Source organism: Mesorhizobium sp. M1E.F.Ca.ET.041.01.1.1, from assembly GCF_003997355.1.
Lineage (GTDB): Bacteria > Pseudomonadota > Alphaproteobacteria > Rhizobiales > Rhizobiaceae > Mesorhizobium.
Genome location: NZ_RZSL01000714.1, coordinates 1 through 2,660 on the forward strand (window position 1 = coordinate 1; position 2,660 = coordinate 2,660).

The following is a 2,660-nucleotide window of genomic DNA, read 5'->3' on the forward strand; positions in this document are numbered from 1 at the left end:
GTCGAAGGCCGGCTTCAGCTTGGTCATGGCGTCAAGTGTGGCGCCGTGACGGATATATTCGTCCTGGTCGACGATGGTGTCGCCCTTCTTGCCCTTGATGGTGAAGGCGACGATCTCGTCCTTGAACTTGCCGGCCTTCTGCGCGGCTTCGGCTTTGTTTTGCGAGGCGAGCGCGAACTCATCCTGGTCTTCGCGGGTGATCTGGAACTGGCGGGCGACGTTCTCGGCCGTATTGCCCATGTGGTAGCCGTTGAAGGCATCCCACAAGCCATCCTTGATCATGGTGTCGATCATCTTGTAGTCGCCCATCTTGACGCCGGCGCGCAGGTGCTGGGCGTGCGGCGAGAGCGACATCGATTCCTGGCCGCCGGCAACGATCACCTTGGCGTCGCCCGTGGCGATCTGCTGCATGCCGAGTGCGATCGCCCTGAGGCCCGAGCCGCAAACCTGGTTGAGGCCCCAGGCGGTGGTCTCCTTCGGCAGGCCGGCATTGATCGAAGCCTGGCGGGCCGGGTTTTGTCCCTGGGCCGCGGTCAGCACCTGGCCGAGGATGACCTCGTCGACTTCCGAGGGCGCGACATTGGCCCGCGCGAGCAGTTCCTTGATGACCAGGGCGCCGAGCTCGTGCGCAGGCGTTGCGGCGAAACTGCCGTTGAAGGAGCCGACCGCGGTGCGGGCGGCGCTGGCGACGACGATTGAATTGGAAGCGGACATTTTCTTCTCCAGACTTCGAGCTGTCGTGTTTTAGGTATTGTTAAAGACTTTTCTTGCCCGTTCGAACCCTCAAGTCAAACCGGAAATGGGCATGGCGGCCATGCGCGGCAAGCACACCGCGGGCGGATCGTCACCGCATTGCGTTCGCTGCGCAGCATAATTTGCCACGGCCATCAGACACTAAATGATGCCGCACTGCACAAAGCGCTTGGAATTGTGACGCTTTTGCGCATATCCTCGATACATGGCGCAATCGTTACCGGCCGCTTGCTCAGAACGCGCCGGTATCCTGGGGAGGATACGGATGGCCGCAAAAGACGACCCGATCGTCATCAAGAAATATGCCAACCGCCGGCTCTACAACACCGGCACCAGCACCTATGTGACGCTCGAGGACTTGGCCGATATGGTCAAGAAGGGCGAGGAGTTCACGGTTCAGGACGCCAAGACCGGCGACGACATCACGCATCCGGTGCTCACCCAGATCATCTTCGAGCTGGAGAACAAGGACGGGCAGAACATGCTGCCGATCCCGTTCCTGCGCCAGCTGATCGCTTTCTACGGCGATCAGATGCAGATGATCGTGCCGAGCTTCCTCGAGCAATCGATGATCGCCTTCTCCAAGGAGCAGGAGCGGTTTCGCGAGCAGATGAAGGGTGCTTTCGGCAAGGCGCCGATGGACATGATGAAGACGCCGATGAAGGCGCTGGAAGAGCAGACGCGCCGCAACGTCGAGATGTTCCAGAACGCGATGCGCATGTTCACGCCGTTCCCAACCGCCGGCTCCAATTCCGCGGCGCCCACCGAGCCGCCGAAGAAGGAAGAGAAATCCGACGATCTGCAGGAATTGAAGGCGCAGATCGCCGCCATGCAGCGCAAGCTCGACACCATGTCGTAAGGCTTCGGCCGTCAGTCGTTGCCGGCAGGCCCGTCGTAGCGGGCGCGAGGCCTGATCGACCTGTTGCTCGTCACCTGCTCGATGGCATGCGCCGTCCAGCCGACGCTGCGCCCGATCGCGAACAGGCGGAAGGGTGCGTCGGCAGGTAGCCGAAGGCCTCGCGTCAGCGCAGCCAGGGCAAAATCGATGTTCGGAGGCATGCCGGTCGCGGCCAAGGCAGCATCGCGCAGACGCAACAGCCCGGCGTCGATCTTGAACCCGGAAAACACGGCTTCCGCACGCGGATCGCCTTCGGGATAGAGCTGGTGGCCGAATCCGGGCAGCGGCCGGTCGTGGGCGAGCCAGCGCGCGATCGCCTCGTCCGGGCCCAGCCGCTCGGCATCCTCGACAAGGGCGATCGCCGCGGCGCCCGCGCCGCCATGGCGCGGGCCGGTAAGGGTGGCGAGGCCGGCAAGCAGGCAGGCCGCTATCGGCGCGCCGGTGGAGGCGGCGACGCGCGCGGCGAAGGTCGAGGCGTTGAGCTCGTGATCGGCAAGCAGCACCAGCGCCTTGCGGATGAGATCGGCGCCGGCAGCGTCGACCGACCAGCCACGGGCCAGCCTTTCGTGTACAGGTTCCGAACCCGGGGCTGCACCGAGCGCCGTCGCAAGGACGCTGGTGGCGCTTGTGCCGTCCTGCTGCAGCATGGCCGGCCTGCGGCCGAGCGACGGCCGGCCTTCGGCCGCAAGCGCCGAGAGCCTCGCAAAAGCCGTCGGGGTGCCGCTCTGCCGAGCGGTCGAAGGGGTCAACGAAGCGAAGGAGACCGAAGCGTCGGAGGCCCAAAGCAGGCTTGCGGTTTCCTCCAGCGTCGCCGTCGCCGCAAGCGCTGCGGCATCCTTGCCGCGATAGACGAGGCGGCCATGCAGAACCGTCGAGATTGCGGTGGTGATGGCGGGTTCGCCCCAGGCGATGGCGCTCTCGGCGATCGCCTGCGGGCTGCGTCCGCGCGCCCGGCGGGTGGCGAGCGCCGCGATGTCGTCGGCACGGTCGGCGAGCCGCTGAACCACGG

3 protein-coding genes are annotated in these 2,660 nt (G+C 65.1%); 1 reads left to right on the forward strand and 2 read right to left on the reverse strand.

The features are described 5' to 3' along the window. Nucleotides 1-714 (reverse strand): acetyl-CoA C-acyltransferase (locus EOA38_RS33035; RefSeq protein WP_127301207.1); only part of this gene is annotated, 714 nt, incomplete at its 3' end. Nucleotides 715-1,018: 304 nt separating this feature from the next. Here EOA38_RS33035 and phaR point away from each other — a divergent pair. Beyond that, nucleotides 1,019-1,612 carry a polyhydroxyalkanoate synthesis repressor PhaR gene (gene phaR / locus EOA38_RS33040; protein WP_126091477.1) on the forward strand — a complete coding sequence of 198 codons (594 nt, stop codon included), beginning with the start codon at nt 1,019-1,021 and terminating at the stop codon, nt 1,610-1,612. A gap of 11 nt (nt 1,613-1,623) precedes the next feature. Here phaR and EOA38_RS33045 read toward each other — a convergent pair. After that, nucleotides 1,624-2,660: citrate synthase (locus EOA38_RS33045; RefSeq protein ID WP_127301208.1), on the reverse strand; the 1,037-nt coding region annotated here is incomplete at its 5' end.